The organism is Eisenbergiella porci (genome assembly GCF_009696275.1).
In the GTDB taxonomy this organism is placed as follows: domain Bacteria; phylum Bacillota; class Clostridia; order Lachnospirales; family Lachnospiraceae; genus Eisenbergiella; species Eisenbergiella porci.
The window spans coordinates 32,367-46,369 of sequence record NZ_VUMI01000001.1 but is presented as its reverse complement, the minus strand read 5'-3'; the positions used below and the strand labels follow the sequence as shown (position 1 = coordinate 46,369).

Genomic DNA, 14,003 nt, shown 5'->3' with positions numbered 1-14,003 from the left:
CTATTGTGAAGCTGGAAGCAGCTTTTGGGTGAAAACTGATTCACCCGTATTTAATTCAACAATCGTGCATAAGAGAGGAAAAACTCATGAAAGATTATATTTATACAATATTTCAGGAATCTGGTTCCCTGTCTACGGAAGAAATTTTCCTGCATATCCTTGTAGCATCAATTTTGGCCTGCGTTATTTACTTATCCTATTATTTTACGCATGCAGGCGGCGTCTATTCCAAAAAATTCAACGTCTCACTTATCACCCTGACCATTCTTACGGCAACGGTTATGACAGTTATCGGCAATAACATAGCGCTTTCCCTTGGTATGGTCGGCGCGCTTTCCATCGTCAGATTCCGTACGGCGATTAAGGATTCCAGAGATACCGCATATATTTTCTGGACAATAATCGTTGGAATCTGCTGCGGCGTAGGGGATTATATAGTGGCTGTTATTGGCAGCGGCGCTGTATTTATTGTACTTCTGATTCTGGGAAGAGTAAAAAATGACAACAGGATACTTCTCATCATCCGGGGCGCGAGAAACATGGAACGCAGAATTGAGGCGGTGGTTTTTGATTATTTTCAGGCAAAGGCCATGATGCGTGTCAAGAATACCAGCAGGGATTCCATTGAGCTGATATTTGAAATGCCCCGGAAAACTTATCTGCTTTCCAATAAAAAGGAAAAAAGCATCATTGAAATGCTGTATGAGCTGGAATCTATTGAGTATGTGAACGTCGTGACGCAGAATGATGAAATAAGCGGGTAAGAAAATGAACAGCAGAAAAATTTACACAGGACTGGTAGTGCTTCTGCTTCTGGCAGCCTTGCTGCTTTCCAGGCATATCGATCCGGAAAAGCAGCGGTATCAGCAGCATCTGTCATACAATACACAGATAGAAGATACCAGTCTGTCAATTGATGAGGATACTTTCTCATCACATCTGTCGGTGGTCAGTATCGAAACTGGCGGGGTGGTTATTCCAGGCCGGCCGGAGCAGGGGCAGCATGTAAAAGATATTGAGAACAGCTTTATACAGGCGGATATGCGGATTTATGACAGGGAAGGGGAACTGAATAAGCTAAGCTCCCAGCCTGTATTGGAATCTAAAATCAATATTCGCGTCAGGGGCAATTCCTCCAGGACGTTTGATAAAATGGGGTATCTGTTCAAATTTACGGATGATGCGGGCATGGAACGCAAACTGGAAGTCATGGGTATGGAAAAGGACAGCACATGGGTGCTTCACGGGCCTTATCTGGATAAAACCCTGATGCGTAATTACATGTGGTACAATCTGGCAGGGCAGATTATGGAATGGGCGCCGGATGTCCGGTACTGTGAAGTCTTTCTGGATCACGAGTATCAGGGGCTTTATGTAATGGCTGAGCAGATCAGTATGGGAGAAGGCAGAATCGAAATGACGAAATATGACGGAAAGTCCAATATTTCCAGTTATATTGTCTGTGCTGACCGTGAGAGTGTCAATGATGTGCAGTACCTGGATAATTTCACAAGCTATGTTTTGAGAATCAACGGAAAGCTGGAGGTAAAATATCCGGGAACATCACGGATAACGCCGGAACTGACTGAATACATCAGCCGTGATTTTTCCAGATTTGAAAAAGCATTATATTCCTTTGACTATGATACGGCCAGATACGGATATCAGAATTATATTGATGTGGACAGCTTTGTCGATTACTTTATCATAAATGAAGTTACCCAGAATACAGACGCGGGTCTTTATTCCACTTATTTTTATAAGGATGTCAGCGGAAAGCTTAAAATGTGCGTCTGGGATTTCAATAACTGTTGTGATAATTATATAGAAGATCAGACTCCGATGGCAGGCTTCTTTATGCAGAACCGTCCCTGGTATTTCATGCTGTGTAAGGATGAAGCTTTTATGGAAAAGGTGATAACAAGATACCATCAGCTACGTAAGGGGATACTCAGTGAGGAAGCGGTGGAAAGCTATATCGCCGGGGTACAGAGTTATCTGGGCCCGGCCATAGAACGCAATTTTGGAAAATGGGGATACAGTTTCCTGCCGGAAAAGGATCTGCTGTATGAGGATGAGCGGAAAATAGGCTCCTATGAAGCTGCTGTGGAACAATATGAAACGCGTTTGGTCAGGCGTATGAGGTGGATGGATGAGCATATTGAGGATTTGCGTTCCTACAGCCATGAATCGATAAATAAGAAGTTTAACCACTGATTGGGGGCAATCAATTGAAAAAGTTTTTAATTGCGGCAATTACGGCAATCCTTCTCCTTTTTTTGTTGGATATGGCGTATTACCGATGGGGCGTATACATAGATTTAAATAAAGATCAGGAGGTATCTTTTTTTGCGACTACGCAGGGAAAAGAAATCCTGGCTGATACGGGAAAGGGAATGGAACCCTTTGAAATCCGGGGCGTTGACATGGGAGTAGGAATACCGGGATATTTTTCCACAGAGTTTGCGATTGATAAGGAAACGTATCTTCGCTGGTTTGGTATGATTCAGGAGATGGGGGCGAATACCATCCGTGTTTATACTATACAGATACCGGATTTTTACGAGGCGGTATACGAATATAACAAGGATAATCCTAATCCCTTATATATACTGCATGGTGTATGGGTGAACGATTATGTCCAGAATTCACATGTGGACGCCTATGATGACTCCATTAGAGAGGCGCTTCTGGAAGATTGCAGAACGCTTGTGGATGTTATTCACGGCAGGCGTAAAATCAATCTGGGTTATCAGGCGACCAGTGCCAGCGGCGTTTATAATAAGGATATTTCAGACTGGGTGCTGGGTTATATTCTGGGCGTAGAATGGGAAGATGTTACCGTCGCCTATACGAATCATATGAAGCCGGAAAACAACGGCTATCATGGGGATTATATGTATACGTCCGAAGAAGCCACGCCATTTGAAGCTATGCTTGCTGAAGTCGGAAACAAAATCATCAGGTATGAAAGTGAAAAATATAAAGAACAGCGTCTTATCGCTTTCTCTAACTGGCCTACTACAGATCCTCTGGATTATCCGGAAGAGGTCAAAAAGCTTTTTATGAAGTGCGCCAGCGTGGATGTGGAGCATATTCTTTCTACGGATCGTTTTAAATCAGGACAATTTGCTTCTTATCATGTGTATTCCTATTATCCGGATTATCTGGCCCACTATGACAGCTGGAAGAATGAAATCCCATTCGCAGAAGAATATCGTTTGGAAGATGGTGATTATAACACCTATGGCATTTATCTGGAATTACTCTGCAGGCATCATAAAATGCCGGTGGTCATATCGGAATTCGGCGTCCCTACCTCCAGAGGAAGGGCGCAGCTTGACTTTTTTACAGCTCGATCCCAGGGCTATATGTCGGAACAGGAACAAGGGACGGCTATTGTGGAAAGCTATAAAGACATCCGCAGGGCCGGATGTGCCGGCTGTGTTATTTTTTCCTGGCAGGATGAATGGTTTAAACGGACCTGGAATACCATGGCTAATGTTGATTTATCCAAAACGGCATATTGGAGTAATTTCCAGACAAATGAACAGTTCTTCGGGCTTATGGCTTTTGATCCGGGCAAGGAGACAAGCGTATGTTATACGGATGGGGATGTGGATGAATGGAGCGAGAAGGATCTGATTGCAGATTATGGAAGCTCCCGGCTGTATATGAAATACGACGAGAAATTTATATATTTCAGAATACATCAGGAACATCCGAATCCGAAGGAAATTCTCTATATTCCTGTCGATGTTACCCCGAAAACAGGAAGCTATTATGCGAAAAAAGAAGAACTTAAATTTGACAGTCAGGCAGATTTCCTGATCGTTCTTGATGGTGAAGACAACAGCAAGGTACTGGTTCAGGAGCGATACGAGGCATTCCGGGTAATTTTTGCAGAAGATTACGGGGAAGAAAATCCCTATTTTAATGTCCCGGATAAAGATTCACCGTTATTTGTCAATATTTATATGGCGCTGCAGCTCGGAAAAATTAATGCAGTGCAGGAAGAAGATAAGATGGCTGAAAGGTTTGAGACAGGCCGCCTCACCTTTGGAAACGGGAACCCTTACAGTGAAGACTATAATTCCGTATCGGATTTTATTGTAAAAGGCAATGAAATCGAAATCCGCCTTCCCTGGCAGCTTCTTAATTTTTCCAATCCCGCAGAACAGCAGGTACACGATGATTACTATGAAAATTACGGCATTGAGAATCTGAAGATTGACAGTATATATGCAGGGCTTGGATCATCGGAGGATAAAGGGACAAGAATCAGAATGGGAGAAATGCCGCTGGTGGGATGGGGAAAAAATCCCGAGTATCATGAGCGCCTGAAGCAGTCTTACTATGCTGTAAAGGAAATATGGGCAAAAAATGCCGGGTAGTATAAAGGAGGAGCATCATGCATGTGCTGTCATTCCGGCCGGAGGTTATCCTGTATATTTATATGGCAAGCTGCATATCCGTGCTTGTTTTCAATATCCTTTATATTTTTGCTGACAAATATAAAGGAAGGGCGCTGGAAAAAAGAAGCCTGTCCTTTGTAGGAGAAATATCGGCTCAAATCGAACGGCTGAAGGAGGCCAGGGAGCCTGAGGCCGCACATTACAAAAGGCTGAGGAAGGAACTGAAAAATCCGGAAAAGCTGCGGGCGTTTGAATACTCCGTGCTTACTGTAAAGCAACAGGCGCCGGAGGAATACACCGCGGAATATCTGCGAAGCCTGCGGGGCGTATTTCTGGAGCTGGCAGGCGTATACCGTAAGAGTGATACGATTGAGCAGGCTTATTTTGCCTATCTGATTGAAAAATTCAGAATTGATGAAGGAAGGGAAAGCTTTGACGGCATTATGGATTTCCTCATGGATATGATTACAGGCAAGGATGTAAATGCCCGTGAAAATGCAATGAGGGCTTTTTATGCCATTGGCAATGAAAGCGCAATTCTGGCCATATGGAGAAAACTGGAGGACAATGAAATTAGCCACAGCCGTAAGCTGCTGGCCGATGGCCTTTTGAGCTTCCGGGGAGACAGGAAGGAGCTTGCAAAGCTGCTTTTCGCCCACAGGGAAGAGTTTGGCACCACACTTTTTCTGCCGGTCATGCAGTTTATCCGTTTTTTTACAGGGGACTTTCAGCAGCAGTTTTTTACGCTGCTGTCAGGAAAAAATGAAGATAAGGAGATACAGCTGGAAGCTATCCGTTATTTCCGCAGATATCCCTATGAGCCAGTCAGGGAAATTCTTCAGAACTACGTCCGTTATCAGGAATATATAGACTGGGAGTATGCGGCGATGGCCGCCTCCACCCTTGCGTCTTATCCGGGGGAGGATACTGTTTTCTGCCTGAAGGAAGGCCTGAAGGCGGCTAACTGGTATGTTCGCCTTAACTGCGCGGAGGCCCTGATTTACGGTTTGGGAATATCAAGGCTCCGGCTTTTCGATGTGGAAAACGGAAGAGACCGGTATGCCAGGGAAATTATCAGATACGTTCTGGAGAAGGAACAAATCAGACAGCAGGAAATGAAAGAGGAACAGGTAAATGTTTGATGCGATAAAGTTATTTTACAGCTGTGTTGGCGTCATTTTTGTTATATATCTGCTGGGCTATTCCACATTTCTGATGCTGTCTGTCATATATGGCTCACTGGATCTGTATAAAGAAAACAAAAAGAAAAAATATCATAATGAAATATCACATGATTATTATGTGCCGGTGACTATTATCGTTCCTGCTTATAATGAGGAAATCACTGTGGCGGATACGGTTAAATCCCTGCTGATGATGGATTACAGGCTGTATGAAATCGTTGTGGTAGATGACGGATCCAGTGATAATACAACGCAGGTGCTCCTCGATACGTTTTCGCTCAGAAAGGTAAATCGTCCGATTAACCGCCAGATTCCCTGTAAAAGGGGAATCAACGTTTATGAAACGGTAGTGAATGGTATTACTGTTACCCTTGTGCAGAAGGAAAACGGCGGAAAGGCTGATGCTTTGAACATGGGCATTAATGCCTCCAGGTATCTATACTTTATCTGTATGGATGCTGACAGTGTTCTGCAGAAGGACTCGCTGAAGGAAATTGTAAAACCGGTACTGCAGGATGATACCATAGTAGCCGTTGGAGGACTGGTACGTATTTCTAATTGTGCGGTTCTTAATGAAGGAGAACTGGTGGACTATCATATGCCCTGGAATCCGATTGTGGGGATGCAGATTCTGGAATATGACCGTTCATTTATGGCATCCCGTATTTTCCTGGATAAATTTAACGGCAACCTGATTATTTCAGGGGCGTTCGGTTTATTCAGGAAGGATATGGCAGCCGCTGTGAAGGGATATGATACCGACACCATGGGAGAAGATATGGAACTGGTGGTAAAGCTCCATTCCTTCTGCCGGATAAATAAAATCCCCTACAGTATCCGTTATGTTCCGGATGCCATCTGCTGGAGCCAGTGTCCGTCCAGCATTAAGGATTTGAAGAAGCAGCGCCGCAGATGGTATCTGGGGCTGTTCCAGTGCCTGAGCAAGCATCGCAGGATGTTTCTTGCCCCTGAGTTCGGCGTGGTGGGCTATGTGTCCTATTTATACTATCTTCTTTATGAACTGCTGTCGCCGTTTATTGAGCTTTTTGGTCTGCTCACTATTATACTTGCATATGCGGTTAATCTGATAAACGTCCCTTTTATGGTGCTGTTTTTCATGATTTATGCGCTTTACGGAGCGGTACTTACAATTACTGCTTTTTTTGCAAGGATTTATACGCAGAACATCAAGCTGTCCTTTCTGGATGTGGTTAAATCAATTTATCTGTGTATTTCAGAAAGCGTATTTTTCCGTTTTATACAGGCGTTCACCAGAATGACGGCATTTATCGGCTATCGGAAAAAGAAAAATGTGTGGGGACAGATTCAGCGTCAGAAAATTCAACTGAAGCAATCGGAAGAACAGAAGGTGGAAGGCAAAAATGCGTGAATATAAAGGGAAAAGAAGGAAAATTATGGGATGGCCTGCAGCGGCGGCCATATTTACCGCTCTATGGTTCCTGGTGCCTCTCAGAGCTGTTTTTGGCGCTGAGGATGTGATATATATGGCAGGGATTCCTGATTCCTGGCCTCTTGAATATTATGACAGCCAGAGCAAAAACTACCAGGGAGTATTGCCGGATATTTTGGAAGAAGCGGCAGGACAATCCGGACTCGGTATCCATTATGTGGATCCGTCGGAAACAGACAAACGTCTGGAACTGGCAGGAAATATACAGGTGGATGCTGTATGGACACTGGACCTGTCCGAAAAAGAACTGGAAGAGGCGGGACTAAGGAAGAGTAATGTCAGTTTTGTATTCCAGGAAGGGGAAGATAAGGTAAATATTTGTCTTGCTTATACGGAAAGCATGCGGGAAGAAGACCTGAAAAAACTGGAAGCCGGGCTGGATGGCATAGATGATGCACGATTGGAAAACCTGCTGCTGCAGTATGCAAGATCTGTTTACCAGGAGAACAGGAAGCCTGCTGTTTACATGTGGATTTCAATTATTATCCTTTTGCTGGCTGTCCTTGCGCTTTTTCTTTACCTCATAAGAAAACGGAGGGAGGTAATACGGCTTGCTTATCGGGATGAGCTGACGGGCGGGGATAATTTTACGGCCTGGAAACAGAAATTTTCAGAACGGATAAACGACGGCAACAGGGAACATTATGCGGTGCTTTTTCTGGATGCCGGTCTTGAAACGATCAGCCATATATACGGGTATCCGGAATCTGAAAAGGTGCTGCAGATAATACGTGATTTCTGTGAACCGATGCTGGATGAAAAACAGGAAGCGATGTCACGGTTCAATGAATTCTATTATGTTTTTTCCCTGCAGTATACCAGTGTGGACAGTATAAAAGAAAGAATCGGAAAGATCCATGAAGGGATCGCGGAAGCGGTTAAGAAGCAGCAGAAGAGATACTTCCTGGAACCGCATACCGGTATTTACCGCATGGCAGGACTTGAAACGGAGCCTTTGAAAACAATTCAGAGAGCGGAAATTGCAGCGGAGTTTGCGCGGAACCATTTTATGGAATGCGCGGTATACGATGAAATGGTAGAACGGGAGACCGTAACGGGATATGCCATGGAACATGAGGCAATACATGGCCTTATGCATCAGGAATTCATTATGTATCTCCAGCCGATTGTTGAGATAGGCAGCGGGAAAATTATGGGAGCCGAAGCGCTTGTACGCTGGCAGAATCCGGGACGGGGACTTATGCAGCCGGGAGATTTCCTGGATGTAATTAAACGTAAGCAGCTTACAGGGAAAATGAACATGGATATTTTCCGTCAGGGCTGCCGTTTCCTGAGAGAGGAGGCGGATAAGGGGAAAAAGCTGGATTTGCTGTTTAATTTTACGGTTGAGAACGTAGGAGATGAACAGTTCGCGGAGGAACTTAATACGGTTGCGGAGCAATATGGAATAGATCGGGACAGAATTGTAATACAGCTGAACCAGATGGTCGAAATGAGCCGTTCTGACAGCTTTATGGACACAATCCGCAAACTGCGCGGATATGGTTTTCATATCTGTCTGGCCGGGCTGGAACTGGATCGTGTTTTTTTTGATTTCCTTGACTGCGGCGTGGACAGCATTAAGTTAAGGCACGACCTTATCCGTCACGTTGATAAGCCGGAAGGGAAAACGGTCATCCAAAGCATCATGAATTTCTGCGGTCAGCTGCATCTGAAGGTGGTTTGCATGGGAGTGGAGAACGTAGAGCAGGCGGAGTATTTAAAGAGCATTGGCTGTGATTATGCCACCGGCTTCTATTATTATTATCCGGTGAGTCAGGATTCCTTTGATGAGCTGGAAGCAAAACAGAATTAAAAATTTGTGGTTGTATTGCATCAGGGCCTGTCAATGACAGGCCCTGACCAGTATGTTTGTTAATCCGGGCATTCCCATTCACGATACCCTGTCACTCAAGCAAAACCTCTTTTTTATAAACCGCCCGTTCCTCCAGCAGTTCCTTGAAACCATCTTCATACTTCAGCCCTTTCAGTTCATCCATATATTCCAGATAGTCGCACAGATAAACGGTAATTCTGGAAATATCGTGATCCGCCACGGGCAGGAAGGCGGCGTCGATATATTTTCCCTGGGCGTCAAGAACAACAGGGAAATAGTCCGCCTTGTCATGGTTCAGATAGACTTCATTGATATGGATTTCAAATGGCGTAACCGTGACGGATTCCAGCCCGATACCGGCTTCATTCACATCATTTACGGATATGGTGCGGTTATTGGCGGTATTAACCTTAATGGGCAGTGTAAAGGTCCAGGGGCCTTCGAACCAGTAATGCTGCATGGCATGGGGATGCTTGTTCAGTCACAGGAGTATCCCGGAAGCTGAAATCGGTATCCATATCAAGAAAGAGGGACTGCTTCCCGAACTGGTTTGTCATAATTTTTCCCAGCAGGCCAGGATCGTGTCCTGGATGGCATCTGCGGCATCTTCATCGTTAGATAAAATGGCTCGGGCAACCTTATACATGTCCTTCATGTTTTCCTGCATCAGCTCCACAAAAGCATCGGCATCTTTATGCTGTGCTTTTTTAATCAGTGTTTTCATAAGTTTTCTCCTTGTAATAACGTCCGGACTTTCTGGTCATTACAATGATTAGATGGCAGGAGGGGGATTTTGGTCCGCTTAAATAAAAAAATTATGATCAGCCTGCAGCCTTGTGACGACAAAAAAAGGAACCGCCCTTTCTTCACAGGCAGTTCCCTTTTTGTCCGGGTTTTCCCTATCCTATTCTTCTTCGCATGCAGCATTTTCATCCTTACGAAGTATGATACGGAGAAATTTTGTCATAAGCGGTATGTAGGTCACTGTGAAAACAGCGCATGCAATCAATAAAGGCACTTTCTTTTTTTCTTTGGGAATGCAAAGGCCTATCATGACGCCTGTGGCACACAGGCAGAATTTAACCAGAGCCAGATCCTTCCAGTCAGATTCCTTTACATATTCATTGGCATAGCTGAACAGACATTTCATGGAAATTCCTCCTTTTAATTAAGAAAATGCGGCAGGCAGAGCACAGGCGGAAGCGTTTCCGCCCGTATTTGCGGCCTTCAGTGCGTTTGTTAAAAATTTACCCTTTTTCCTATTATACCACAGAATAGTGTCGTGATGTTTTTTGTTTTAACAAAATTTTTGTACTTGTCACTTGACACTTTTGGACAAGAGAAGTAGGATGGATAAGGACTGATTTAAACTTCAAAAGATGAGCAATACGTCCGGCACACGTACTACCCACCTGGAAGCCTGAATAATAGTCCAATAAGGCGAAAGCGGGGGATATTCCATATGGGAATGATAGGTTTTTTAATTCTGTTTCCATTCTTTGCTGCGCTCGTTATGTCATGCATGAGAAAGAGCGGACTGGTCAGAAGATGCGTCCAGTTTACTCTCTGCGGGATTTTAGTAGCGGCAGTCATTTTATTTGCGGTAACCAGCCTGGTTTCAGGGGAGACCGTCTCCTACCTGCCTCACACACACGGTATCGATATGCTGATGCTGGTAGTGGAATGGGCGCTGGTAGTTCTTGTATTTTATTACAGCTTTAAATTCAGAAAGTATTATTGTGCTTTGCTGTCCATTGCGCAGACGGGGCTGATGACCTGGCTGGAGCTTACCGGCCGGACGGAGATACCCGGCGATCATATTTTTGCGGACAAGCTGACCATTGCCATGAGTCTGATTATCGGTATAGTAGGCTGTCTGATCTGTGTGTACGCAATTGGATATATGAAGGATTACAACAGACACCATCTGGATTACAAGGACAGAAGATACTTTTTCTTCGGTATGCTGTTTCTGTTCCTGGGAGCCATGATGGGGCTGATTTTCTCCAGCAATCTGATCTGGATTTATTTCTTCTGGGAAATCACCAGTATCTGTTCCTTCCTGCTGATTGGCTACAATCAGACGGATGAGGCCATGGAGAATTCCTTTAAGGCCCTGTGGATGAACCTGCTGGGCGGCCTGGGCTTTGCGGTGGCAATTGCCTATGCGGCGATTTCCCTCCAGGTTATCAATATTCAGGATCTGGTGGCCCTTGCGGTAAGCTCGGATGCGAAAGCGGGCCTGGCTTTGATCCCGGTGGTATTTCTTGCCTTTGCAGGACTTACCAAGAGCGCGCAGCTCCCTTTTTCCGGATGGCTTCTGGGAGCCATGGTGGCGCCTACGCCTACCAGCGCGCTGCTGCATTCCGCAACCATGGTAAAAGCGGGCGTATACCTGTTAATCCGTCTGGCGCCTGCCATGGAAGGCAATCTGGCGGGTCTGATGGTTACCACCATCGGCGGCTTTACCTTCCTTGTAACCTCCATGCTGGCCATTTCCCAGGACGATGGGAAAAAGGTTTTGGCATATTCCACAATTTCCAATCTGGGGCTGATTACAGCCTGTGCCGGTGTGGGTATGCATGAAGCGGTGTGGGCTGCGATCCTTCTGATGATGTTCCATGCGGTGTCCAAATCCCTGATGTTCCTTTCCGTGGGCGCGGTGGAGAACTGTACGGGAAGCAGGAATATTGAAGATATGCACGGGCTGATTGTGAAGCTGCCCGGGCTGGCCTATGTTATGATTATCGGTATTGCAGGTATGTTCCTTGCGCCCTTCGGCATGCTGATTTCCAAATGGGCCGCATTAAAGGCTTATGTGGATTCAGGAAGCATCCTGCTGGTTATTTTCCTGGTATTCGGCAGCGCCACCACACTTTTTTACTGGACAAAGTGGCTGGGCACCCTGGTAGCGGTGCATCATCATTCGGAACGCCTGAATAACGTGACCAAGAAAAGCGAATGGACCTCTTTGATTTCCCTGAGCGTACTCATGGTTACACTGTGCCTGACCTTCCCTCTGGTGTCCACCTATCTGATTGAGCCTTTCCTGATGGAAATGTATCATCAGTACGTGCCTAACCTTATCGGAACCGGCAACCTGTACATCATGATCATGATGCTGTGTACCATCCTCGTTCTTCCGATAGCGGTGCGGATTCTCACACTTGGAAAGAAAAACAAGATCGTCATGTCCTACATGGGCGGAGCCAATGCGGGAGACGACAGAAACTTCACGGATTCCTTCGGTGAAGAAAAGCATATGTATCTGGCAAACTGGTATATGCCGGATTATTTTGCGGAAAACAAGCTTCTTCTGCCTTCCCTGGTACTGGCCAGCGGGGCTTTGATTATTCTGATGATTATGACGATAGGAGGTGCGCTGTAATGTCAAAATATTTCTGGTTTGCCATTCTGTATATCGTATGCGCGCCTTTTATCGGCGGCCTCCTGGAAGGTATTGACCGTAAGGTCGCTGCCAGAATGCAGGGCAGGAAAGGGCCTTCCGTGCTGCAGCCCTTTTATGAAATCAACAAGCTCTTTGCAAAGCAGTCCGTTGTGGTAAACAGCGTGCAGGATTTCCTTGTCTGCGGATTTCTGGTTTTTGTCGTGTTCACAGGGGCATTGTTCTTCTGGGGCGGAGACATTCTGCTGGTGTTCTTCGCACTGACGCTGGCGGGTATTTTCTTTATTATGTCGGCCTGCTCGGCCAATGCGCCGTACAGCTCCATGGGGGCGCAGAGAGAGCTGATGCAGATGATGGCTTACGAGCCGATGGTGCTTCTGACGGCCATTGGATTTTATATTGCGACGGGAAGCTTTTCCGTAAAGGAGATTGCGCAGAGCAATATTTCCGCAATCTGCCTTCTGCCCGGATTTTTTATCGGCTTCCTTTATATCCTGACCATTAAGTTCAGAAAATCACCCTATGACATCAGTACCTCCCACCATGCCCATCAGGAAATGGTCAGAGGCCTGACTACAGAGCTTTCCGGCAATATCCTGGCGCTGGTAACTCTTTCCCACTGGTATGAAAATGTGTTCCTGCTGGGAGTCATCGGACTTTTCATCGTCAACTCCAGCTGGTTGAGCATTCCTGCAGCCATTCTGGTATGTCTGGCCTCATTCCTTCTGGAAACGCTGATCGATAACGTGTTCCCCAGAGTGAGATGGCAGACCATGCTGAAATGGACTTGGATCGTGACGCTGGCGGCCGGCGGAATTAATCTGATGATAGTCATGCTGATGAAGTAATCGCAGCAGGAAAGGAAGGATGTAACATGAAAGTATCAAAATCACCCTGGCTGCTGCATTATGACGGCTCCAGCTGCAATGGATGTGATATAGAAGTATTGGCCTGCCTGACTCCGGTATACGATGTGGAGCGGTTCGGGGTCATTAATACGGGAAATCCGAAGCATGCGGATATTTTCCTGATTACCGGCGGTATTAATGAACAGAATAAACCGGTGGTACAGCAGCTTTATTCCCAGATGCCTTCGCCGAAGGTGGTGGTAGCGGTGGGAATCTGCGCATGCAACGGCGGCATTTTTAAAGAGTGCTATAATATTATCGGCGGCGTGGATACCATCATTCCGGTGGATATCTATGTGCCGGGCTGTGCGGCAAGACCGGAAGCGATCATTGACGGCGTGGTAAAGGCCGTGGCTCTTCTGGATAAAAAGAGAGAGGAACGCGCCGCGCGGAAGAAAGAAGAGAAAATGCAGGCGAAGCAGGAAGGAGGAGCAAAATGATTGACGGCGAAATCATGCAGGTGGAACCGGAAAATCTGGTTACGGAGGTCCTGAAGCTGAAGCACAGGGACTATCGGATCGTCCAGATTTGCGCGGCGAAAGCGGGAGATAAAATGGAAGTGACCTACTCCTTCGGTAAAGAATATAAAATGGTGGGGCTGCGGCTCGTTATTTCACCGGATACGGAAATCGTAAGCATCAGTGATATTTATGAGCCGGCATTCCTTTATGAGAATGAAATCCATGATCTTTTTGGAATCCCCATTAAGATGATCACCCTGGATTATCATGGAAACCTGTACCGTATCAAGCAAGAGGCACCCTTCAGAGGGTAATGACAAG

At 45.8% G+C, this 14,003-nt stretch carries 12 protein-coding genes and 1 pseudogene; 10 read left to right on the top strand and 3 right to left on the bottom strand.

What is annotated here, in order from left to right; all coding sequences use genetic code 11:
- Positions 1 to 86: 86 nt before the first annotated feature.
- From FYJ45_RS00240 to FYJ45_RS00215, 6 genes are read left to right on the top strand one after another with little or no spacing between them, the layout of a single operon-like run.
- On the top strand, positions 87 to 764 hold the full coding sequence (locus FYJ45_RS00240) for a DUF4956 domain-containing protein (RefSeq protein ID WP_154462932.1): 678 nt from the start codon (positions 87 to 89) through the stop codon (positions 762 to 764).
- 4 nt (positions 765 to 768) lie between these two features.
- Positions 769 to 2,217: a CotH kinase family protein gene (locus tag FYJ45_RS00235; protein WP_154462931.1), complete on the top strand. Its 1,449-nt coding sequence runs from the start codon at positions 769 to 771 to the stop codon at positions 2,215 to 2,217.
- Between the two features lie 14 nt (positions 2,218 to 2,231).
- Positions 2,232 to 4,394, top strand: a complete 2,163-nt coding sequence (locus tag FYJ45_RS00230; RefSeq protein WP_154462930.1) for a hypothetical protein — start codon at positions 2,232 to 2,234, stop codon at positions 4,392 to 4,394.
- A gap of 17 nt (positions 4,395 to 4,411) precedes the next feature.
- Positions 4,412 to 5,557 carry a HEAT repeat domain-containing protein gene (locus FYJ45_RS00225; RefSeq protein WP_154462929.1) on the top strand — a complete coding sequence of 382 codons (1,146 nt, stop codon included), beginning with the start codon at positions 4,412 to 4,414 and terminating at the stop codon, positions 5,555 to 5,557.
- Positions 5,550 to 6,989: a glycosyltransferase family 2 protein gene (locus FYJ45_RS00220; RefSeq protein WP_154462928.1), complete on the top strand. Its 1,440-nt coding sequence runs from the start codon at positions 5,550 to 5,552 to the stop codon at positions 6,987 to 6,989. Before FYJ45_RS00225 ends, FYJ45_RS00220 begins: the two co-directional genes overlap by 8 nt.
- Positions 6,982 to 8,886, top strand: a complete 1,905-nt coding sequence (locus FYJ45_RS00215; protein ID WP_154462927.1) for an EAL domain-containing protein — start codon at positions 6,982 to 6,984, stop codon at positions 8,884 to 8,886. The genes FYJ45_RS00220 and FYJ45_RS00215 overlap by 8 nt, the downstream gene beginning before the upstream one ends.
- 91 nt (positions 8,887 to 8,977) lie before the next feature.
- Here the strand turns inward: FYJ45_RS00215 and FYJ45_RS00210 are convergent, their stop codons facing one another.
- The 3 genes and pseudogenes from FYJ45_RS00210 to FYJ45_RS00200 form a co-directional block, all read right to left on the bottom strand.
- Entirely contained in the window at positions 8,978 to 9,367 is a 390-nt protein-coding gene (locus FYJ45_RS00210; RefSeq protein ID WP_154462926.1) for a hypothetical protein, read from the bottom strand.
- 96 nt (positions 9,368 to 9,463) lie between these two features.
- Positions 9,464 to 9,631: pseudogene (locus FYJ45_RS00205) on the bottom strand (RNA polymerase sigma factor); the annotation flags it as partial.
- A 180-nt stretch (positions 9,632 to 9,811) separates the two neighbouring features.
- On the bottom strand, positions 9,812 to 10,057 hold the full coding sequence (locus tag FYJ45_RS00200) for a permease of phosphate ABC transporter (protein WP_154462924.1): 246 nt from the start codon (positions 10,055 to 10,057) through the stop codon (positions 9,812 to 9,814).
- A 312-nt stretch (positions 10,058 to 10,369) separates the two neighbouring features.
- Between FYJ45_RS00200 and FYJ45_RS00195 the strand changes: the two genes are divergently transcribed.
- Genes FYJ45_RS00195 through FYJ45_RS00180 form a run of 4 tightly spaced genes read left to right on the top strand, consistent with a single transcriptional unit; the run spans position 10,370 to position 13,996 of the window.
- Complete coding sequence (locus FYJ45_RS00195; RefSeq protein WP_021635964.1) at positions 10,370 to 12,295, top strand: NADH-quinone oxidoreductase subunit 5 family protein; 1,926 nt, start codon at positions 10,370 to 10,372, stop codon at positions 12,293 to 12,295.
- Positions 12,295 to 13,161, top strand: a complete 867-nt coding sequence (locus FYJ45_RS00190; protein WP_154462923.1) for a respiratory chain complex I subunit 1 family protein — start codon at positions 12,295 to 12,297, stop codon at positions 13,159 to 13,161. Before FYJ45_RS00195 ends, FYJ45_RS00190 begins: the two co-directional genes overlap by 1 nt.
- 26 nt (positions 13,162 to 13,187) lie before the next feature.
- Positions 13,188 to 13,661, top strand: coding sequence for an NADH-quinone oxidoreductase subunit B family protein (locus FYJ45_RS00185; RefSeq protein WP_154462922.1), 474 nt, complete (start codon positions 13,188 to 13,190; stop codon positions 13,659 to 13,661).
- Positions 13,658 to 13,996 (top strand): NADH-quinone oxidoreductase subunit C, encoded by a 339-nt coding sequence (locus tag FYJ45_RS00180; protein WP_021635961.1) that lies wholly within the window; start codon positions 13,658 to 13,660, stop codon positions 13,994 to 13,996. Before FYJ45_RS00185 ends, FYJ45_RS00180 begins: the two co-directional genes overlap by 4 nt.
- Positions 13,997 to 14,003: the final 7 nt, after the last annotated feature.